We start from the raw sequence: 19669 nt of genomic DNA on the forward strand, positions 1-19669 counted from the left end.
CCTTGTTCAGGCCTTAGCCCGGCCGAAATCAAAAGCCAGTGTTTGCACCGGCACGAGTTGGATCGCACGGATTTGCACCGTGTTATGGGATGCCGCCAGCGCAGCGCGCGCGGCATCTTCGTAAAAGATATTGGCCTGCGGGTGCGCGGGCAGGATTTCCAGGCGCAGTTCGGGCCATTGGCCGTCCACCACAAAGCGATCGAGCCCGATTTGCCACGGCGTGCCGTCAAAGAACTGGTCATCCACCAGCACCTCATCGACATACAAGCGCGCGGCATCGCCCACGTAATCGATGTTCAGCAACCATTGCCGCCCGCTTGCCACCTGCGCGGTGTCGGCAATGCGCAACCGCCACGCCGCGGCATGCGCCGCAAAAATGGCGTCATCCGGCGCGGTGGGCACGGCGGCAGGCCGCCAACTGATATGCGGACCAAAGCGCAACGGTTGCGGGCTGGCCTCGCGTAGCGGCGTCACGCTGACCGGTTGCGCTGCCACTGCTGCATGCTCGCTGGAAAATGTGGCAAAGCCGGGGGCGGCCGTGGTCAGGCCATCGGCCGGAAACACCGCGATTTGCGCGCTGGCTGCGCCGGTGGCGGCGACATGCACCACATCGCCTGCCAACCAACTGCCCTGCTCGCTCAGCACGAGGCGTTGGCGGCCGCGCAGCCACTGCGGCGTGCAGCCATCGGCCTGTTGCTGATTGAGGATGATCAGACGTTGCGGCTGGCCCTGGTGATCCACCACCACCAGTTCCACCGGCGTATGGGTGACCGCCGGGCGCACCGTCAGCACGCTGCCGTCATGCGTGGTCCAGGCGGCGGGCGCGTCGATGCGTTGCACGCTGCTGGCGGCAAAACTGAATTCGGGGGCGATGCCATCGAGCGCGGTATAGACATACACCGGCACAGTTTCATCGGGCAGGCGGGTCAGCGGTTGCGCGGTGGCGTAGCGCAATACGGCGCTGCCCAGCCGTTGCCCCACTGGCCAGATCAACGCCTGGCCGCTAGCGATGGGCGTGACCGGCAATTGCACGGCGCCATCGGCCAGCTCGATGCGCAGATTGGCCGTCATTGCGGGCAGCGGATGGTGGCGCACGTGGTTATTGATAAACACAAAGCCGCCGTGTTGATCGGCGCGCAAGCTGACGCGCAGATGTTCGCGGTCGGCCGCGTCGGGCGTGGCATCGGCGGGCATGGTGGCCGGCAGCGTGGCCAGCGTCGCGCCATAGGCGGCCACAAAATGATGCAGCGTGGCCAAGCGGCCCCACGACGGACGCATCTGGCCGTACTGGCCCAGCGGCGCATGAAAGTCGTAACCCAGCAGTGGCACATCGTTGGGATAGCCGGTGGCCTGGGTCTCGTTTAGATAACCCCGGCTGCCTTGCGGGTTGGTGCCGCCGTGATACATGTAATAGCCATACAGATTGGCGCCCGAACCGATCTGCGTCAGCGCCGTTGCGTAGACATCGTCGGTGCTGATCACCGGGCGGCGATGGTAGCTCTGGTGCATGCCACCGCCCGCCTCGGCCAGAAAAAACGGGTAATGATGCGGATCGATATGGCCGGATGCAGGCGTGCCGCCCACGTTGCCCATTTCGCCGATGGTGCGGTTGGTATCAAACACAAACACGCCGGACGGCGGCAATGCGGTGGCGCTGCCTTGCCAGAACCCGTCGGCATACGCGCCCGACACCGGCACCACCTCTTGCGCCGGAATATCCAGCGTGGGCCAGCCGGTCACCGTGTACAGCGGCACTTCCAGGCCCGACTGCAGCGCCAGCGTTTTTAGCCGCGCGATATGGTCTTTGCCGCAATCCGGGCCGACGCGGTCGTATTCGTTTTCCAGCTGCACGGCCACAATCGGACCGCCCTGATGCCACATCAAACCTTCAACTTGCTCGCCAATGGCGTGATACAGCCGGTCCACATGCTGCATATAACCGGGCGCGTTGCAGCGCAGATCGCTGGCGGGCACGGTTTCGATCAACCAGTCGGGAAAGCCGCCGTAGCGCGCTTCGCCATGCACCCACGGGCCGACGCGCAAACAGAACAGCAAGTCGGCTTGCGCGGCGGCTTGCACAAAGGCGCGCAAATCCTTGTTGCCGTGCCAGTCAAACACGCCTTGCACATCTTCGTGGTGATTCCAGAACACGTAGCTGGCGACGATATCAATGCCGCCCGCCTTCATCTTGCGCAGCTCGGTCAGCCATTCGCTGGCTGGAAAACGCGAGTAATGGAATTCGCCCATCACCGGCAGCCACGGCTGGCCATCCCGCGTCAGGTAGCGGCTGTTGATGCCGATTTCGCCACGCGGGCCGTGCTGCCAGGCCTGGTGCAAAAAACCGGCTTCGGGCAGATCGGGCGTGCTTGGGTGCAGGATGAGCGGGGTGACTGCAGTCACAGGGTGACAACTCCGTAGTAAGAATTTGATTGTTTCAGGCCGTTTGCATGTCGGTTTGTATCAAAACCAAGTATTAGCGCGGCTTACAGCGTATTACGGCGGTCTAAGCCGTCGGCAAATTTGCGTAGTTAAACGTTTTACCTGACCGCAATTTGTAGTGTTAGGCGCAAGCCAGCAATAAGGGTTAACCCGTATATTTGCGCTATTTTGAGAATCGGCGCGGGTTTCAGCACCCATTTTGTGCACAGCAACATGACGACGAACGGCAACAAGCATACCGTTGTGCATGTTTTGCCATGCTTGTCTCAACACGTGTGCAATATTGACGCGCGTTTCGTAATCTGGTCTGATCGATTAATCGTTTAATCCGCGCAGGACTTCATGGCCACTCTGGCTCAGATCGCCCAGCTTGCTGGCGTGACTACCGCAACCGTTTCCAATGTGTTGCGCGGTCGCGGCAAGGTGGGCGAAGACACCAAACAACGGGTGATGGCGCTGGCCGAAGAACTCGGCTATCGACCCAATCTCAACGCGCGCGCGTTGGTGGAAGGCCGCCCGCTGACGCTGGCCCTGGTGGTATCAAGCATCGCCAACCCGTTCTATCCCGAATTTGCCTTGGCGGCCGAACAAGCCGCGCGCAAGCAGGGCTATTTTTTGATCGTCTGCAACACCAACGACGATCCGGAACTGGAAAAAGCCTATCTGGACCAGGTGGGTGGCTCGCTGGCGCATGGCGTGCTGGTGATGAACGCGGATTTTGTCGAACAACAAGTACTGCTGGCCGCCGAAAAACGCGGCACGCCGGTGGTGCTGTGCATGTGGGAACGGCCGGAACAGCCGCCGGCCCTGCCCTCGATTGCCGTGGATTTCTACCGCGCGGGCGAGATCGCGGCCGAGCATCTACTGGCACTGGGCCATCGCCAGATTGGCGCGGTGGTGGGCAGTGAACGCAACGGCAACCATATCTGGCGCTATCGCGGCTTTGCCGATGCGGTGGCGCGCGCGGGCGTGACCGACCTGGCGCAGCACACGGTGTTTGGCCACGATACGATCGAAGCGGGGCATGATGCGGCGCGCACGCTGTTGTCGGCGGCGCAACGGCCGACGGCGATTTTTGTGTCGAATGATCTGCCCGCGATCGGCGTGCTGCAGACTGCGGCCGATATGGGCTTGCGCGTGCCCAGCGACGTATCGGTCATCGGCATTACCGACATCAATCTGGCGCATCAGATCCGCCCCAGCCTGAGCACCGTGGCGGTGCCCACGCAAGAAGCAGCCGAGATGGCGGTGAATTTGTTGCTGAGTCTGATCAAAGGCGCGCCGGGCGACGGCGCCCGACCGATGCTGGCCACCTCCAAACCCCGCCTCGTCGCCCGCGACTCCACCGGCCCAGCCCCACAAACCCCTTGAAAAAATGATGTATAGGGTGGGACTCGGCGTCCCCGTCTGACCCACCATTCAAAGCGGCATGCCAAGATCGCAGCCGGTCGAGATGGCTTTGAAGGGTGGGTCCAGACCCACCCTATGCGACAGCGTGGTGGTTTTTACGCCATGGCATCACGAGCCAAGTTGAACCGCCTCCACCGCGTCCAGAACACGCGCCGAATACACCAGCGCGGCGCCCGCGTTCAGTGCCACCGCCACGCCCAGCGCTTCCGAGATTTCTTCCTTCGACGCGCCCTGCTTGAGCGCCTCGGCCGTGTGCACGGTAATGCAGCCATCGCAACGCGTGGTGACGGCCACAGCCAGCGCGATCAGCTCGCGCGTTTTGGCATCCAGATGATTGGTTTTTTGCCCGGCGCCCGACAGGGTTTGATAGCCCTTGACGGTGTCCGGTGAGAGCGCGGCCATTTCGCCGATCCGTCTGAACAGTGCTTTGCGATAGTCATTCCAGGCCAGCATGATTTTGAGCTCCATCGTGGGGGGAACTGACCCGTCCACGTGGCGCGGGTCGGGCTTAGTCTGGCCTGATCATCACCGCTTTGGAATGACCGCTCACCGGCTGCGTCCACCGCATCCACAGCCGCAGACGCAACGCACATGCGTGGCCCGCGTGCACTCGTCCACGCACCAGAAACAAACATAAGCAAATTAACATATGTGTTTGTTTTTAATGATTTTCCACCAAACCCGCCGCCGTCTTCCATTGGTCAGACCGCGCCCCGCATCCGCCCCGTTACCGCCGCGTGCATGCCCTACGCTGGGACCTTGACGCAGACGCGTGTCTGCGCGGATCGGGCGGAGAAACAATCATGCTGGCATGGGGCAAAAAAGTGTCGTCGCAATTCAGTGACCGCGTCACGCAGATCGGCGGCAATCTGGGGGTCGATCCCAACTTTTTGATGGCGTGCATGGCGTTTGAATCGGGCGAGAGTTTCAGCGCCTCGGTGCGCAATGCCGCAGGCAGCGGCGCGGTGGGGCTGATCCAGTTCATGCCTTCCACCGCCCAGGCGCTGGGCACCAATACGGACCAGCTGGCGGCGATGAGCAATGTGCAGCAGCTGGATTTCGTCGAGAAATATTTTCTGCCCAGCAAAGGCCGCTTGCAGTCGCTGGAAGACGTTTACATGGCCATCCTGTGGCCCGCGGCGATCGGCAAAGCGCTGGATTACGTGTTGTTTGACAAAAACGACGCGGCGCATCCCAAACGCTATATCCAGAACGCCGGGCTGGATCTGGATAAGAACGGCCAGATCACCAAGGGCGAAACCGCCAGCAAGATCCGCGACAAGCTCAGCAAGGGCTTGCTGCCGGACAACGCGGGCTAGGCCCGGCGCGGCCCGCGCAAACAAACACGGGGCAGCGTCCTGATCGGCGCTGCCCCGTTGGCTGGCGTCTGGCCCGGCAAATTAACGCGGCGGGTTGATCACCACATATTGCACGGTGGTGCCCACATATTGCGGCTGGTACCACGTGCTGCCGCATTGCTGATAAGTCAGCCCGTTGACGATCACCGCCGTGCAGCTGGGCGGGATGGAATGCACGATGCTGCCGACCACCGCAGCGGTGACGGCCACGGTGGCAGTGACGGCGGCGGCGGTCGCAACCGGATGGCCGTAGTAGCCCGGCGGTGGCGGTGGTGGCGGATAGGGCCGCACGGGCGCGACGCCCGCCGCGCCGGTATGCACCACACCGCCGTTGGGCCCCACTACGGTACGGCCCGCCACCCAGGCGTGCGCGTCCACCGAATACGCCAGCATCAAAGCGGTGAGCACCATGCTGATTACAATCGATTTGGCTTGCATGACGGTCTCCGTTATTGCGCCGGGGTGGCCGCAGGGGCCGAGGCATCAAGGGGGCGCAATACGATCCGCCGCGCGCCGGCAGGCGGCACAAAGTGGAACGTCTGAGTGCTGAAGTGTGGCTGCAGTTGCCATTTCAGCGTGGCCGTGTGCTGCGGCCGCGCGGCATTGGCGGCGTCGATAATGCTGAGCTTGCACGGCAACGGCTGCGCGCCTTTGCGTATCCACACCTGCCAGTCCACGCCGGGTTGGCGGAAGGCGTAATGCGTGCAGATCTGGCCAGCCAGGCGTTCTTCGCCAATCACCTGCGCCGAGGTCAGCTCGGGCTGTTCGCCCTGCCCCCAATAAAACAGATCGGCCAATGGCGTTTCCAGACCGTATTTGCCGGATAGATCGGCCACCAGTTCGGCAATGGTGGCCGGTGCCGGCACGCTGGCGTAAAAGTTGTTTTCCGAGCCATGCAGCGTAAACGTACTACCGTCGTAATACAGCGAGCGCGTGCCTTCATCGCCTTTTACCCAGCCTTGCAGATGGTTGGGGCGTTGCACATTCAGTTCGGTCTGGTTGGCAAATTGCAGCGTCTGGCCCGCGTCGTCCACCACATCGGTGGTGCTGTCGGCGCTAACGGTAAATTGCTGCAAGGTGCGCAGATAAGTACCCATGGCGGCCAGCGCTTGCGTGGCTTGCGGGTCGACGTTGACCGGGGTGTCGGCCCACGCCGCGCCTGCCGTCACCAGCAGGGCTGCCAAGGCCAGCGCCGTCCTGGTGGGCGCATTCGATTTCTTTGAATACGGATTCATGATGTCCTTACCGCGTGCGCGCGCGGAACGGTTACAGCCCGTTAAGGGTCAGGTTCAACCCGAAGAAAATCGTCCAGTGCGGCTGGCCTTCGCCCTCGTGCCACACGCTGGCTTGTGGTTCGACATACATGTTGTAAACGGTCTGCCCGCTCTTCCACGCCTTGCCCGCACCAAAGCCCACCGGGATATAGCCCTCGCCGTTGTTCAGGTTAAAAGTCCACGTACCGGTGGAACGCAGATACCAGCCCTCGGGCAGGTTGTAGATCAGGAAAGGCTGGAAGGTGGCGCTGTTGGTATTGCTACGGTCATCGTCACCGGCAAACGAGTGCTGCCATTGCACCAGTGCGCCCAGCAAGCGCTGTTTGGTGGGGCTGACCACGATGGCGGCCAGGCCAGCCTGCCATTTGCCGGTGCCCAGATAATCGTGCGTGGCGGTAGGCATGCTCAGCAGCGGGCCGATCCCGAATTCCATGCCGTTAGCGCCAAATAACAAGATATCAAACAGGTTGATATCGCCCAGCGCGGTCGAATACCCCCCGGCCGGATCGGGCCGCGTGCTGATCGGCGCCGTAACACGCAACAGTTGCGGCATCGGCAGCACGCCCGGTGCAATCGGCAGCGTGCCACGCAGCAAAAAGTCGTTGCTGTATTTGTCGCTGCCAAACAGCGTCGGCACGTAGTAATCCTGAAAGTTAAGCCCCGGCGCGGGGTTCAACGGGTTGTTACTTTTGTTGGCGTCGTCGGCGCTATCGGCCCGGACGGCGGCTGCGGTCAGCGTGCTTAGCAAGGCGGTGGCGCAGATCAGCGTACGCATCAGAATTGTCCGGTGGCGTTCAGTTGGAAACCATTGCCGCGCGGCCGGTTGGCCACGTCGAATTCACTCACCCAGCGCAGGCTGGCCGAAACGGGCGTGCTGCCCGCTTTGCCTTGCCAGGTCAGGATCGGGCCCAGGCCCAGGGTACGGCCGCGATTGCCGCCGATTTCGTTAGCCAGGCCGCCCGTGTCATCGCTGATTTGCTGTATCCAGCCAAACACCGCGCCGCCACCCCAACCCGAGGGAAAGCGCTTGATGGCGGTCAGGTCCAGCGTGGTGATCGCGCCGTTGTGATAATGCGTGTCGCTGTTGGGTGAATAGAACTCCAGGCCCCACGTGCCCGATAGTTCGATATCGCTTTCCGGGAGGATTCGGGTGTAGGCCAGGCTCGGCATAAACGTCCACGTGTTCTGCCCCGCATTGGCCAGGCGGTTGGCGTCATAGCTGCCGGTAGGCGCGTAAAACTGCAGGCTGAGCGCCATATGTTCGGTCTTGCTGAAGTGATAACCGATGGCCAGCGGCACAAACAGGATGTCGGCCATCTGCGTGGACGAATCGCTGCCTGATCGATTGAGCAAGCCCGCCGAGCCCGTCACGCTGCCGCTAATGTCGGTGTACTGAAACGGCAGCACGATACCGGAGGCGTAGCTCCAGGCGCTGGGCGCGGTTTTCCAGATGTAGCTCAAGCCCAGGTAGTTGTACGCCACTTTCATATCGACATTGGTCACCACGGTATTACCCAATGGCAACTGCTTGCTGCCGCCCAGCGAGCCGTCGTAATAAATACTCGACACCGTGGCAAAAACTTCGCCGGGCGCGGGCGGCACAATGCCTGCCATCGGGTTGATGATCTGGCCGGTAATCGGTCGCCCGGCGCCGCCTTCAGTGGCCAGCGCATTGCCAGCCGCCAGCGCAAGACCGCTTAGCAAAAGCCAACGCAGCGCGGAAAGTTTCGGCAAAACAGACATTTAAAAACTCCTGGCGGGAAAGGTGGATCAATCTGATATGGCAGGGTTGCAGCCGCTGATATACAACGTACGCACAGCCTGCGTATTGCTTACAAATTTGCTGAAGGTATAGATGTACAGCCTTGGCAAAGCAAAGAGACATTTGTAAAAGCGGCTGCCCAACCCGCGTTTTCGTCCTTGTCCGAGGCCCCACATGTCGAGATTCTTTGCGCTTCGACGCGCTGCAATAGCCGGCATGGTCGGGCTGGCAACCAGCGCCGCCCATGCCGCGCCGTTTGAGGTGCTTGACCGCAATATCCAGCGGCGCGCCAACGGCGTGGTGGCGATGATGGGGTACTCGGTGGTGCCGGATGTCACCACCAGTTCGTTGTCGATCAACAGCGCAGAGTCTGGCAACCCGGGTTTGTGGTCCACCCAGTTGGGCGGCGGCGCCACCATGTACGACAGCTTTCCGGTGTATCTGGAAGGCATGCTGGGCTACACGCGCTACGACCCCACCTTTGTGGCCAGCAACGGCAGCGAAAACCGCTTTTTGCCGCTGCGCTGGAACACGCTGAACGTCAGCGCCGGCATCGGCTGGGACTTTTTTATCACACCCAAACTACGGCTACGGCCCATCCTGAATGCGTCGGTGGGCAAGGTGGCCAGCGATATCCGCGTGGCCGACTGGGCCGTCGAAGGCTATACCGGGCGCGACTTCAGCTTTCTGGATGGCGGCACCATGAATGTGTATGGCCTGGGCGGCTCGATGATGCTGGTCTATGAGGATTTCACCCCCGCCTACGAATACGAGCTGGAGCTGCGCTACGCCAATATCCCGATGCACAGTTTTGGCGGCGAACTCCATGGCGAGGCCACCGCGCAAAGCTTTGGTCTGTGGACGCGCTATCGCGCCCCCACCGGCTGGCAACTGATGGACCGCCCGGTGCGCTATGTGCTGGAACTGGCGCACACCGAGTATCTGGGCCAGCTACGCGGCGCGCTCGGGTTTAACGATCTGACCTCGCTGGGCGCGGGCATCGAATTCGATTCCAGCAAGTACCACGTCATCGTCACGCGCACGCGGCTGGTGGCGCGCTATGTGTTTGGCAACAATGTGCACGGCGCGTCACTGGGGCTGGCGGTGAGCTTCTAGCGGCCAGCGCGGTGTGGGCCACCGCCAGTCGCGCCATGGTTTGATCGCGGCAGCGCGCCGCGGCGCAATGTGCCTGAATAAGCCGAGGGAGTGTCCCATACGCTGTAGCTGCAGGAGAAACACGATGCGCGCTTTATTGCTGATGCTGGCCGCCATGGCTTGCGCTCCGACGACTTGGGCCGTGGTGCTGTATGACTCGGACGCCATGACCATCAGTTACAACCTTGGGCCGGATAGCCCGACCCCGGTGCTGATCACCGCAGCCCACGGCGGTACCGGCAACATTGTGGTCAATGGCGTTACCCGCGAAATCACCAGGGAGTTTGCGCCGTTTTTCCAGGTCGCCCTGCCCGACTTTTCCACCGGTGACCACTGGACGCTGTCGGTTGACCTCACCATCACTGCCAAAAACGGCTTCAGCCTTGATTTCGCCACCTACGGCGCGCCGCTGGGGATGGTGCCCTATGACGGCAGCCCGCTGCCCAGCTTTGTGGCCGATCAGACGCATGCTTATGTCGGCACCTCATCCAGCTTTTACGATTTTATTGATGACAGCATCAACATGCCCAGCACTGATGACGGCGGCAATCCGGTGCTGATCTACCGCTTTTTCCAGGCCTATCAGAACCCGACCGGCTCGTTGGATCAATACGCGCCCAGCGCCATCACCAGCGTGAGCTGGCAGAGCAGCTACGCGTGGGACAAGGGCGGCTCGTCCGGCACATTTGTGAACGCCTATGGCAACCTGTTCGGCATCAACGCCACCGTATCCCGGCTTACCCCGATTCCCGAACCCGAAACCTGGGCGCTGCTGGGCTGCGGTGTGGTGGGCCTGCTGGCGCGGCGCGGCTACGCCAGACGCCCCTCTACAGCATAAATAGGGTGGGTCAAGACCCACCTGTCAAAGGTAAAGAGAAGAACCCCGCAGACGGAGCGTTTCGGCTCGTCGGCTTTGGCGGGTGGGTTATCCAGGCTCCGATCAAAGCCAAGAGAAGAACCCCGAATATGAGCGTTTCTTTTCGTTGGCTTTGATAGGTGGGTCATGACCCACCCTATTTACATCTGCCGGAACCCCGAGCCAGAAATTTGGGCGTTGCTGGGCTGCGGCGTGGTGGGCCTGCTAGCGCGCCGCGGCTACGCCAGGCGACCCCCACAGCAACATCCATAGGGTGGGTCAAGACCCACCTGTCAAAGGCAACGAGAAGAACCCCGCATATTGAGCGTTTCTTTTCGTTGGCTTTGATCGGTGGGTCTAGACCCACCGTATGCGGTATCCGTTTACATCTGCCGGAACAGCCCGGCATAGGCGCGGCTAACCGGCAGCACGTCGCTGTGCTGGCGCAAGTGGATGCGCAAGCGGCCCAGCAGATCGCGCTGGATGTGGTCGATGGCGGCCAGTTGCACGATCACGCCGCGGTGCACCTGGGCAAAGCGCGCCGGGTCCAGCCGCTGCGCCAGTTCTTTCAGCGGCGTGCGGATCAGATGGCGTTTTTCGCGCGTGATCACTTCGGTGTATTTGTCGGTGGCCTGGAAATAAACCACGTCAGCCACATCCACCAGATGCGTGATGTCGTTCAGCCCCACCGTCAGCCACTGGATCAGATCGGCGCTCGCGGCAGGCGCAACCGGCAGCGGCGTGGGCGCTGCGGCGGCGGTCGGCGCATCGCCGCGTTGCAAGCGCGTAATGCACTTCAGCAGGCGCTCATCGTTCAGCGGTTTCAGCAAATAATCGACTGCCGCGGTATCAAACGCATCGACCGCATATTCGTCGTAGGCCGTCACAAACACCACGCGGCTGCCCGTCGCCAGACGCGCCACCTGCATGCCATCCAACCCGGGCATGCGGATATCCAGAAAGGCGAAATCAGGCTTCAGCGTATTGATGGCGGCCAGCGCTTCCGGGCCGTTGCGCGGCATTGCTACGATCTGCAATTCGGGCCAGTAACGGCCCAGCCGATCGGCCAGTTCCGCGGCCAGATTCGGTTCGTCGTCGGCGATGATGGCGGTGGGCAAATCAGACTCCCTCAAGCGGTAACACAAGACTGGCCGTTACACCCGGCCCGGCGTTGGCGCTGACTTGCAGCCGCGCGCGCTCGCCATACAAGGTGTGCAGGCGGCTGCGCACATTGCTCAGCCCCACCCCGCCCCCCGCGCGGCCACTGCCGCCCAGGCCGGCGCCACTATCGCACACTTGCAACGTTAACTGGCCTTGTTGCACACGCGCGCTGATCACAATCTCGCCCCCGTGGATGGCGGGCTCGATGCCATGCGACACCGCGTTTTCCACCAGCGGTTGCAACAGCAAGGGCGGCAATGGCAAGGCGCGCAGATCGGCGGGCACATCAATGCGATAGGCCAGGCGTTCTCCCAATCGGATGGCGGCAATCTGCAACAAGGCTTCCACCAGTTCCAGTTCTTCCTGCAGCAAGGTTTGCGCCTTGCGCGTGCGGCCCAGGCTGGCGCGCAGATAGCGGTTGAGATGATCGAGCATGCGGCTGGCTTGTTCCGGTTCGCGGCTGATCAGGCTTTGCACATTGGCCAGCGTATTGAACAGAAAATGCGGTTCGATCTGCGCTTGCAACATCGCCAGCTTGGCCGCGGTTTCGGACTGGCGCAGCTCGGCGGCCTGGCGGCGTTCGGTTTCCAGCGCTGCCTTCATCTGGCTGCTTTGCAACAGCACCGACAAGAAGGCGCAAGTGACGCCCGCAATCAGAAAGCTGGGCAGCGCATGCAGCCACGCCGAAGGGTCACGCAGCCACGGCGACGGGCTGCCCACCAGTAGCGCCGCCAGCTCAAAGCCGATAATCACGCCCAGCGGCCCGGCCACCACCACGCGCAACCAGTTGGGGATGCGGGTAAAGCGCCGCAGCAGCACCACCAGTCCGTACACCGAAAAACCGATGCAATTGGCCACCAGCAAATCCGGCCACAACGGGCCTTTGCTCAGGCCCGCCCAGAAGCACAGGCCCACCAGGCTGTTCAGCACAAACAGCCAGAACAGAAATGCCGGACGTTTAAACGCACCGGCCAGGCCGGGTAGCCTGGCGGCGCGTGCAGAAAGCAAAGACGGCATCGTGGATTAACGCAGGGTGGTGGAAACGGGGTCCATGCTAAGGGCATTTGCCTGTGCCTGACCACGCCGCACCAACACATTGATGCCTCGGCCCAACGGCATGCCCACCAGCAAGCCCCAGACTGACAGTGCAGTGGCAGTGGCGACATTGGAATGCAACCAGCCCGCGTGCATGGCATTGGCGGCGTGCAGGCCAAATTCAAAGGCAAAGCTGACCAGGATATTGACCAGCAGGCTGATGTCGCCCGGCACCCGCACTTGCTTGCCGTCGGCGCTGAATTGCAGCGCCCAGCGTGCGGCATGTTGCCAGCCGATATACAGGCCCGCAGCCATGGTCAGCAAAGCGGCGGCGATGGCGCTGTGGTCCAGCGCCGGCAGCAGTTGCGGCAGGCTGTCGTAGCCGTTAAACAACATCAGCGCCGGAAACAACAACAGCCGCTCGGGCCGCATCACGCTGGCAAAACAACGCTTGATGCCGATGTAAACCAGTGCGGCAAGGATCAGATAAACGTAGTCAGGAACGTGTTGCATGATGTTGGCCTCGGGTGGCTGTGCTGAAGAAGTGAGGCCAGTGTATGCAGCGGCGTGCGCGCTGTTTGGCGCTTGCGACCAGTTGCAATAAACACGGATGAATTGCAGCCAGGCGCGATGAGTTGCAGCGGATGCGATATGGGCATGGCGTGAGTAACGGGCTGCAGCCATCCCATGCAGCTGCAGCGCATAGCAAAAGGCCCGCAACGGGGCGGGCCTTTCGGGTTACAGCGGGGGCGTCGGGCTTAGTGGCCGATGCGACGATCCGGTGCGTTTTTATCCAGTTCGTTGGCGATATCGCCCACGTTGGCTTCCGCCTTACCGGCGTTTTTCTGGATATTGCCGGCGACGCGCTGGGCGGTATTGCCCGTCAGCTTGCCGACGGTTTCCTTGATCGCGCCCTTGGCTTCTTCAACGCGACCTTCGATTTGTGCTTTGTTCATGATGTTCTCCTGGTCAGATTGACGAATTCATCGTACGCGGCATGGCGGGGCGGGCCGATCAGCCATGCGCCCGACACCGCGTCGGCGTATGGCGCGACGCGGTGCCGGTTGGGTGACCACAGCGCGGTGGATAGCGGCGCGCATCGCATAGGGTGGGTCTAGACCCACCATTCAAAGCCGCCGCTAACCTCGCATCGTTTGCATTCCCGTGACTGGCTTTGGGTGGTGGGTCTAGATCCACCATTTAAGCCGCCGCTAAACCCGCATCGTCTGCATTCCGGTGACTGGCTTTGGGTGGTGGGTCTTGCCCCACCCTATGCGTGGCGTGCTTTTGCGGGTTGTTGGTGACTTGTAAGTTGGGTACCACAGCGCGGTGGATAGCGGCGCGCATCACATAGGGTGGGTCTAGACCCACCATTCAAAGCCGCCGCTAACCCCGCATCGTTTGCATTCCCGTGACTGGCTTTGGGTGGTGGGTCTAGATCCACCATTTAAGCCGCCGCTAAACCCGCATCGTCTGCATTCCGGTGACTGGCTTTGGGTGGTGGGTCTTGACCCACCCTATGCGTGGCGTGCTTTTGCGGGTTGTTGTGGCTTGTAATTGAATGCGCCGGTCGGGTAACGCCTGGCAGATGGGAGGGCCCCGGATTGGGGCCGGGGCCGAAGGCCCCACAATGTGCGTTGCCCCCTGCGGGGGAACGCACCCTACCTGCGTGGATACGCCCGCGCCGTACCGGCCATCGTGGCCAACGGCGGGCGCTTAGCTGGCGCGCGCCAGCGCAAAGACGCGGTCCATGCGCCAGTGTTCGTTGGCGTACTGGTCGGCCCATTCGTCCCAGCCGGAATGTTTGCGATATTGTCCCAGCCAGCCGTGCGCCACGGCCTGTTCTTCGGTTACGCCGGTGGGGGCGTCGAACAGCCCGCCGACAAAAATCGCATCCTGTTTGCAGTACAGCTCGCACATAAAACAGGACTGGCAATCGTCGGCACGTGCAATCAGCGGCGTGCTGTCGCCGCGCGCCTGCAACACATTGGTCGGGCACACGGCCACGCACTGGTTGCAACCGGTGCAGCGGTCGCTGGAAATCCATTCGATCATGCGCTTACCTCTTCGTGTATACGCGTCAGCCACTGCGGCTGGTCCACGCCGTGTTGCACCAGTCGCCGCGCCAGCGCGGGGTCGGTGCCGGGATAATCCAGCCGCTGTTGCATGCCGCGACTCTCGGTGCGGGCCAGCGCCGCGCGATAGCTCCAGCGCGCGGTGGCCACCAGCGCGGCCGCTTCGCGCCAGCGTGGTTTGTACAAGCGCCCGCCGCCTTCGCGGATGGCGTTCCACGTTAAATCCAGCACCGCCAGCGACTGGCGCAAGCGCGCCTCGGTGCGGAACAGGTTCTTATCCACCGGCAGCATTTCGGCCTTAACGGTATCGAGCACGCTGGCCAGATCGGGCGCCGCCGCTTGCGTGGTCGGCCGCACGCCTGCGCCGCCTATGGCCTCGACCCGCGCGTTGCGGCGCAAGCCGTTCTGCGCCACATAATCGGCCGCGCCCTGCCCGGCCCATTGGCCCGACGACAAGGCCCACGCCGAGTTCTGCGCGCCGCCGCCCGAAGTTGCACCCGCAATCAGCTCACGCGTGGCGGCATCGCCTGCGACATACAAACCGGGCACGCGCGTGGCGCAGTCGTCACTAACGATTTCCAGCCCGCCGATACCGCGCACCGTGCCTTCGCCGCGCAATTCCACGCGGAATTTGTCGGTAAACGGATCGATGCCCTGGCGCACAAACGGCAGCAGCACGTTGGGCGAAATCTGAGGCAATTGCGCGCGAATCGACTCCGGCATGCGATGCAGGCTGCAATACACCGGCCCTTGCAACAAAGCGCGCGCGATATGGCTGCTGTTGTCGGGCCCACGCGGAATCGGCAGCTCGTGCCCCGCCGCATCGTAATAAGTGGCAAACGCGTACGACATCGAGCGCGTCATGCTGGTGCCCGCCTGCGCCACCGTGTAATAGGCGCTGAATTCCATGCCCGACAAGGCCGCGCCCGCCTCCGCCGCCATCAAATAACCATCACCGGTATTGGTGTGCGCGCCCAGCAATGGCGACAGAAACGCGCAGCCGCCTGTGGCCATCACCACCGCGCCGGCGCGCACTTGCCAGTCATAGCCTTGCTGGCGTTGATGCCCGCGTGCACCACCGACTGCACCGTCGGCATGCAACAACAATTCCAGCGCGGGCGATTGATCCAGAATGCGCACACCGTGGTCCTGCGCCAGTTGCCGCATGGCGCGCATATATTCCGGGCCGCGCAGGCCGCGATATTGCGTGACGCCGGTTTCGTCGCGCGCAAACGCGTAATACGGCGCCAGCGTGGGCAGCGTGCGCCAGGTCAGATCGACAATGCGCGCCATCCAGTCGCGCTCAGCCAGGCCGTAGGCCAGACCCAGCCGCTTATCGATGGCGGCGCGGCGCAGTTCGGGGTCGGGTGGCACCCACCAGTGGCCGGGGCCCGCGCTGGCCGTTACGCCGCTGGTGCCGCAATAGCCTTTGTCGGCAAGCACCACGCGTGCGCCCTGGCGCGCGGCTGCCACCGCCGCCCACGTGCCCGCCAGGCCGCCGCCCAGCACCAGTACATCGGTTTCCAGTTGCAGGCCGTCGCTCATGTCAGCGCGCTGCCGTCACGTTAAACGACGGGTCCAGCCCTTGCCCGGCGTTGATGCGGGCCGGAATCACGCCCGCCGCCAGCCAGCCATCGGCGGTCTTTTGCTGCTCGGCCACCACTTTCTGGTCGATGGCGATGGGCTCGGTGCGCGCGCGTTCGGCAGCAAATTTATGCACTGCCACCGACAACCCGGTGATCTTGGCCTGGATCTCGGCGTATTCCTGCGGATGCGCCGTGGCCCATTGCACGCTGGCCGCCTGGCGCTTTAAAAAATCAGCCAGCGCGGCGCGCTTGTTGCGGATGGCGTCTTCCGTCGCGGCTTCAAAACTGAGCCCCGACACCAGTCCCGTGCCATCGACGACAATCTTTGCCTTGTCGTTGACCTGGGCGATGGCCACATACGGGTCCCACACTGCCCAAGCATCGACGTCACCCGAGGCCAGCGCGGCTTTGGCGTCGCTGGGGCCCAGGTAGACAAAGGTCACCTCGCTGGGCTTGAGCCCGGCCTTTTGCAATGCGGCCAGCGCCAGATAATGGCCGATGGAACCGCGGGTGGTGGCAATGCGCTTGCCTTTCAGACTGGCCGCACCGTTCAACGTGGATTTGGCATTGGCCACAATCGCTACGCCATGCGCCTCAGAACGGATCGCCGACACGCCCCGCACTGGCGCACCGGCCGCCTGCGCAAACAGCAACGGCGCATCGCCCACGCCACCCGCATCGATGGCATTGGCGCGCAGCGCTTCCAGCAACGGTGCAGCGTTCGGGAAATCGGACCACTCGATCTTGTACGGCACATCTTTAAGCTGGCCTGACGCTTCGAGCACGGCGCGCGTGCCGCCGCGTTGATCGCCCACGCGCAACACGGCGGCATCGGCGGCGTTGGCCGCGCTGGCGGCAAAACTGGTGGCAACGGCAAGGGCAAGCACACGGATAAGAACGGAATGGCGCATGACGGGGATTCCTTTTGCGAGCAAGTCAAAACGGGGCCGCGCGCACGCCGCCCCGGTCAGTTCGATCAATCAATCAAAGCTGTACGCCAGCCGGGCGTAGTAAAAGCCGCCGGTAATGCCAAACGGCGAGAAGCTGCCATACGCGCCGGAGCCGGTTTTGGCGTCGACGATGCCAATCTTGTCGGGGTACACATCAAACAGATTGTTGGCGCCCACCGCGACGGTGACGTGTTTGGTGGCCTCGAACGCGATATCCAGATCGGTAATCCACTTGGCGCCGTACACGCGGTCGTTGCTGGCGACGGTGCCGGTTTCGGTGTACTGGCCATAGCGCGTCAAGCGCAGATCGGTGGTGACGCGGTCGTACAGCCAGTTGGCACCGAACACCAGTTTGTCGCGCGGGGTGCCAACGGTCAGGTCGCCCTGCTGCTGCCGGTTAAACAGCGAATAGCCGAGGTTCTGCAGCACGGCGGGCGTGTCTTTCAGATGCGTGATTTCGGTTTTGTCCCATGCATAACCGGCGCTCCATTTCACCAGGCCGTATTGCTGGAAATCGCTGGTGTATTCGCCCACCACATCCACGCCATTGGTTTTGGTGTCCGCGCCGTTGGTGTAGTACTGCGCCGATTGGCCCGGCGCAAAACCATTCGCCACCAGGATGCCCGACACCACCGGCCCGGTCAGCAGGCTGGTTTGCACGATACGATCGCGGATGCGGATCTGATACGCGTCGATGGTCAGGCGCGTGGCGCGTGTCGGTTCGGCGGTAAAGCCGATGCTGAAGTTGGTGGACTTTTCCGGCTTGAGCGGGTCCGCGCCTAGCGCCTGCGCTTCGGGCGAATTAACCGGCAATACTTTGACCGGATAGGTTTGCCACACGCCGTTGGCATCCACCTGGCCAGTAAAGGTGGACGAGGCAAAAATCTGTTGCGCCAATGACGGCGCCTTGAAGCCATTGCTGACCGTGCCGCGCACGGCATAACCGGGCAGAAACTGGTAACGCGTGGTCAGCTTGCCCGCCACGGTATTGCCGGCGCTGTCGTCGTAATGCTCAAACCGCGCCGCCGCGCCCACGTACCACTGCCGGGTGATATCCGCGCCCACATCCAGATAGGCCGCCAGATTGTTGCGATTGATGTCGCCGGCATCGGCGGGCGAGGTCGCCGCATACGAGGCCAGCCCCGGCTGCGGATGTTGCCCGGCGTAAAAGCCGCTGGGGATGACGTAATCGCCAATCTCATAGGCCAGCTCGTTGCCCGGCTTGATCTGATAGCGCTCGTAGCGATGCTCCACGCCCGCCGACACATCCAGCGGCTTGGCCAGGCCCACATCAAAGCCGCGGGTAAAGTCGAGATTGTTGGTCCACTGATCGTAAATCTGCGACGCCAGATTAAAGCTGGTGGGGCTGCCCGGCCCCAGCGTGGCGTTGAGCGTATGTTCGCCATCCAGCCGCGCATGGTCTTCGCCATAGGTGGTGCTCAAATCCCACTTCCACCCCGCCACGTCGCCACGGCCGCCCACGGCCAACTGGTAATCGGTTTCGTAAATGCGGCGATAGGCGTTAAAGCCGTCCGGATACACCTCAACCAGCGAATTGACGTTGTTGGGCAGAAAGCTGCCGGTGTTCTTGCGCGAATTGCGTTGCGCCAGCGTGGCAAACGAATACAGATCGACGTTTTGCAGCGGCAGTTCGGCGTTGTACGAACCACTGACCACTGCATCGCGGCCCGCACCGTAACTCTGGCCCCACATGCTGCGATCCACGGTCTGGTCGCGCGGGTCGGGCTGGCCGTTGGGCAGCGGGTTATACGGGTGCGGCGTGGTGGATAACTGCGCGCGCGTGGACGGCTCGTTGGCCTTGGCGTCCAGCGCAAAATGCGCAAAGCCGCCGTCCTGGCCCAGACGCGTGCCCCAATCCAGCGTTTGATGGCCCGATTTGCCGTCGCCCGCATAATTCTGGCCCAGCGTGGTTTCGGCCGCGCCGCCGCTCTCGCCCTTCTTCAGCACGATATTGATCACGCCCGCGATGGCATCCGAGCCGTATTGCGCCGCCGCGCCATCGCGTAGTACTTCGATATGGTCGATGGCCGCCACCGGAATCAGATCCAGATCGACCGGCACACCGCCATTGCCGATGCGCGCCAGGTTGTTGATCAACGCGGTGTTATGGCGACGCTTGCCGTTGACCAGATACAGCACTTCATCGCCGGTCAGACCGCGCAAGGTGGTGGCGCGCACCGTCCACGACGTGCCGCCGCCGTTAATGCCCGGCAGGTTAAACGACGGCAGCAACTGGTTCAGGATTTCCTTGAGGCCGGTCTTGCCGGTGGCGGTCAGTTGGTCGTTGGTCACCACATCAATCGGTACCGGGCTGTCGGCCACGGTGCGTTGCTCACCGCGCGTACCGGTGGTCACCACCACGTCTTGTACCGTGGCGGTATCGCTGGCGGCAGCCGCAAATCCGGTGCTGGCCAGCAGCGAAATGGCAAGGGCAAGCTGGGTGGGTCGAGCAGTCAAGTGTGCGGGCATCATCGCTTCTTCAGTTATATGGAAGTCGTATTTAATTGCTACGTGTTATTTTGTAGCGACGATACGGGGCGATGACGCAACCGGCAAATCAATAATTGGTATGGTTTTTATGCAAGGA

Annotated in this window: 18 protein-coding genes; 4 read left to right on the top strand and 14 right to left on the bottom strand. The window is 62.4% G+C overall.

The annotated features are described in order from the left end of the window. Positions 1-6: 6 nt before the first annotated feature. On the bottom strand, positions 7-2400 hold the full coding sequence (locus WG78_RS16205; RefSeq protein WP_053938886.1) for a beta-galactosidase: 2394 nt from the start codon (positions 2398-2400) through the stop codon (positions 7-9). A gap of 381 nt (positions 2401-2781) precedes the next feature. Here WG78_RS16205 and WG78_RS16210 point away from each other — a divergent pair, with 381 nt between their 5' ends. Continuing rightward, positions 2782-3810 carry a LacI family DNA-binding transcriptional regulator gene (locus WG78_RS16210; RefSeq protein WP_053938887.1) on the top strand — a complete coding sequence of 343 codons (1029 nt, stop codon included), beginning with the start codon at positions 2782-2784 and terminating at the stop codon, positions 3808-3810. A gap of 147 nt (positions 3811-3957) precedes the next feature. Here WG78_RS16210 and WG78_RS16215 read toward each other — a convergent pair whose 3' ends face one another. Further along, entirely contained in the window at positions 3958-4302 is a 345-nt protein-coding gene (locus WG78_RS16215; protein ID WP_053938971.1) for a carboxymuconolactone decarboxylase family protein, read from the bottom strand. 350 nt (positions 4303-4652) lie between these two features. Between WG78_RS16215 and WG78_RS16220 the strand changes: the two genes are divergently transcribed. Then, a complete protein-coding gene (locus WG78_RS16220; protein WP_083459236.1) occupies positions 4653-5168 on the top strand; it encodes a transglycosylase SLT domain-containing protein in 516 nt (171 codons plus the stop codon). Positions 5169-5249: 81 nt separating this feature from the next. Here the strand turns inward: WG78_RS16220 and WG78_RS22955 are convergent, their stop codons facing one another. The 4 genes from WG78_RS22955 to WG78_RS16240 are packed head-to-tail and all read right to left on the bottom strand — an operon-like array spanning position 5250 to position 8224. Next, a complete protein-coding gene (locus tag WG78_RS22955) occupies positions 5250-5645 on the bottom strand; it encodes a hypothetical protein (protein ID WP_201782467.1) in 396 nt (131 codons plus the stop codon). 11 nt (positions 5646-5656) lie between these two features. After that, positions 5657-6442 carry a DUF2092 domain-containing protein gene (locus WG78_RS16230; RefSeq protein ID WP_053938888.1) on the bottom strand — a complete coding sequence of 262 codons (786 nt, stop codon included), beginning with the start codon at positions 6440-6442 and terminating at the stop codon, positions 5657-5659. Between the two features lie 31 nt (positions 6443-6473). Beyond that, the gene (locus WG78_RS16235) at positions 6474-7256 is read right to left on the bottom strand and encodes a hypothetical protein (RefSeq protein ID WP_053938889.1); all 783 of its coding nucleotides are present in this window, start codon (positions 7254-7256) and stop codon (positions 6474-6476) included. Next, positions 7256-8224, bottom strand: coding sequence for a SphA family protein (locus WG78_RS16240; RefSeq protein ID WP_053938890.1), 969 nt, complete (start codon positions 8222-8224; stop codon positions 7256-7258). The genes WG78_RS16235 and WG78_RS16240 overlap by 1 nt, the downstream gene beginning before the upstream one ends. A gap of 193 nt (positions 8225-8417) precedes the next feature. Here WG78_RS16240 and WG78_RS16245 point away from each other — a divergent pair, with 193 nt between their 5' ends. Both WG78_RS16245 and WG78_RS16250 read left to right on the top strand, forming a co-directional pair. Next, positions 8418-9359 (top strand): hypothetical protein, encoded by a 942-nt coding sequence (locus WG78_RS16245; protein WP_201782468.1) that lies wholly within the window; start codon positions 8418-8420, stop codon positions 9357-9359. A gap of 124 nt (positions 9360-9483) precedes the next feature. Continuing rightward, entirely contained in the window at positions 9484-10236 is a 753-nt protein-coding gene (locus WG78_RS16250; RefSeq protein ID WP_053938892.1) for a PEP-CTERM sorting domain-containing protein, read from the top strand. 401 nt (positions 10237-10637) lie between these two features. Here the strand turns inward: WG78_RS16250 and WG78_RS16255 are convergent, their stop codons facing one another. The 8 genes from WG78_RS16255 to WG78_RS16290 all read right to left on the bottom strand — a co-directional run bounded on the left by WG78_RS16255 (position 10638) and on the right by WG78_RS16290 (position 19554). Continuing rightward, positions 10638-11372: a LytR/AlgR family response regulator transcription factor gene (locus WG78_RS16255; protein WP_053938893.1), complete on the bottom strand. Its 735-nt coding sequence runs from the start codon at positions 11370-11372 to the stop codon at positions 10638-10640. Between the two features lies 1 nt (position 11373). Continuing rightward, positions 11374-12423, bottom strand: a complete 1050-nt coding sequence (locus tag WG78_RS16260) for a sensor histidine kinase (protein WP_201782469.1) — start codon at positions 12421-12423, stop codon at positions 11374-11376. A gap of 15 nt (positions 12424-12438) precedes the next feature. Next, entirely contained in the window at positions 12439-12963 is a 525-nt protein-coding gene (locus tag WG78_RS16265) for a hypothetical protein (RefSeq protein ID WP_053938894.1), read from the bottom strand. 245 nt (positions 12964-13208) lie between these two features. After that, the gene (locus WG78_RS16270) at positions 13209-13406 is read right to left on the bottom strand and encodes a CsbD family protein (RefSeq protein WP_053938895.1); all 198 of its coding nucleotides are present in this window, start codon (positions 13404-13406) and stop codon (positions 13209-13211) included. Between the two features lie 760 nt (positions 13407-14166). Then, on the bottom strand, positions 14167-14505 hold the full coding sequence (locus tag WG78_RS16275; protein WP_053938896.1) for a 4Fe-4S dicluster domain-containing protein: 339 nt from the start codon (positions 14503-14505) through the stop codon (positions 14167-14169). Next, positions 14502-16070, bottom strand: a complete 1569-nt coding sequence (locus WG78_RS16280) for an FAD-dependent oxidoreductase (protein ID WP_053938897.1) — start codon at positions 16068-16070, stop codon at positions 14502-14504. Before WG78_RS16280 ends, WG78_RS16275 begins: the two co-directional genes overlap by 4 nt. 1 nt (position 16071) lies before the next feature. After that, complete coding sequence (locus WG78_RS16285; protein WP_053938898.1) at positions 16072-17022, bottom strand: ABC transporter substrate-binding protein; 951 nt, start codon at positions 17020-17022, stop codon at positions 16072-16074. 69 nt (positions 17023-17091) lie between these two features. Beyond that, on the bottom strand, positions 17092-19554 hold the full coding sequence (locus WG78_RS16290) for a TonB-dependent receptor plug domain-containing protein (protein ID WP_152969251.1): 2463 nt from the start codon (positions 19552-19554) through the stop codon (positions 17092-17094). Positions 19555-19669 lie beyond the last annotated feature (115 nt).

Source organism: Amantichitinum ursilacus (assembly GCF_001294205.1).
In the GTDB taxonomy this organism is placed as follows: Bacteria; Pseudomonadota; Gammaproteobacteria; order Burkholderiales; family Chitinibacteraceae; genus Amantichitinum; species Amantichitinum ursilacus.

Coding starts and splice junctions, on each gene's coding strand:
- WG78_RS16250 (WP_053938892.1), top strand. CDS start 9,484: ATGCGCGCTTTATTGCTGATGCTGGCCGCCATGGCTTGCGCTCCGACG.
- WG78_RS16275 (WP_053938896.1), bottom strand. CDS start 14,505: ATGATCGAATGGATTTCCAGCGACCGCTGCACCGGTTGCAACCAGTGC.
- WG78_RS16270 (WP_053938895.1), bottom strand. CDS start 13,406: ATGAACAAAGCACAAATCGAAGGTCGCGTTGAAGAAGCCAAGGGCGCG.
- WG78_RS16265 (WP_053938894.1), bottom strand. CDS start 12,963: ATGCAACACGTTCCTGACTACGTTTATCTGATCCTTGCCGCACTGGTT.
- WG78_RS16220 (WP_083459236.1), top strand. CDS start 4,653: ATGCTGGCATGGGGCAAAAAAGTGTCGTCGCAATTCAGTGACCGCGTC.
- WG78_RS16215 (WP_053938971.1), bottom strand. CDS start 4,302: ATGCTGGCCTGGAATGACTATCGCAAAGCACTGTTCAGACGGATCGGC.
- WG78_RS16285 (WP_053938898.1), bottom strand. CDS start 17,022: ATGCGCCATTCCGTTCTTATCCGTGTGCTTGCCCTTGCCGTTGCCACC.
- WG78_RS16290 (WP_152969251.1), bottom strand. CDS start 19,554: ATGATGCCCGCACACTTGACTGCTCGACCCACCCAGCTTGCCCTTGCC.
- WG78_RS16240 (WP_053938890.1), bottom strand. CDS start 8,224: ATGTCTGTTTTGCCGAAACTTTCCGCGCTGCGTTGGCTTTTGCTAAGC.
- WG78_RS16245 (WP_201782468.1), top strand. CDS start 8,418: ATGTCGAGATTCTTTGCGCTTCGACGCGCTGCAATAGCCGGCATGGTC.
- WG78_RS16280 (WP_053938897.1), bottom strand. CDS start 16,070: ATGAGCGACGGCCTGCAACTGGAAACCGATGTACTGGTGCTGGGCGGC.
- WG78_RS16210 (WP_053938887.1), top strand. CDS start 2,782: ATGGCCACTCTGGCTCAGATCGCCCAGCTTGCTGGCGTGACTACCGCA.
- WG78_RS16230 (WP_053938888.1), bottom strand. CDS start 6,442: ATGAATCCGTATTCAAAGAAATCGAATGCGCCCACCAGGACGGCGCTG.
- WG78_RS22955 (WP_201782467.1), bottom strand. CDS start 5,645: ATGCAAGCCAAATCGATTGTAATCAGCATGGTGCTCACCGCTTTGATG.
- WG78_RS16235 (WP_053938889.1), bottom strand. CDS start 7,256: ATGCGTACGCTGATCTGCGCCACCGCCTTGCTAAGCACGCTGACCGCA.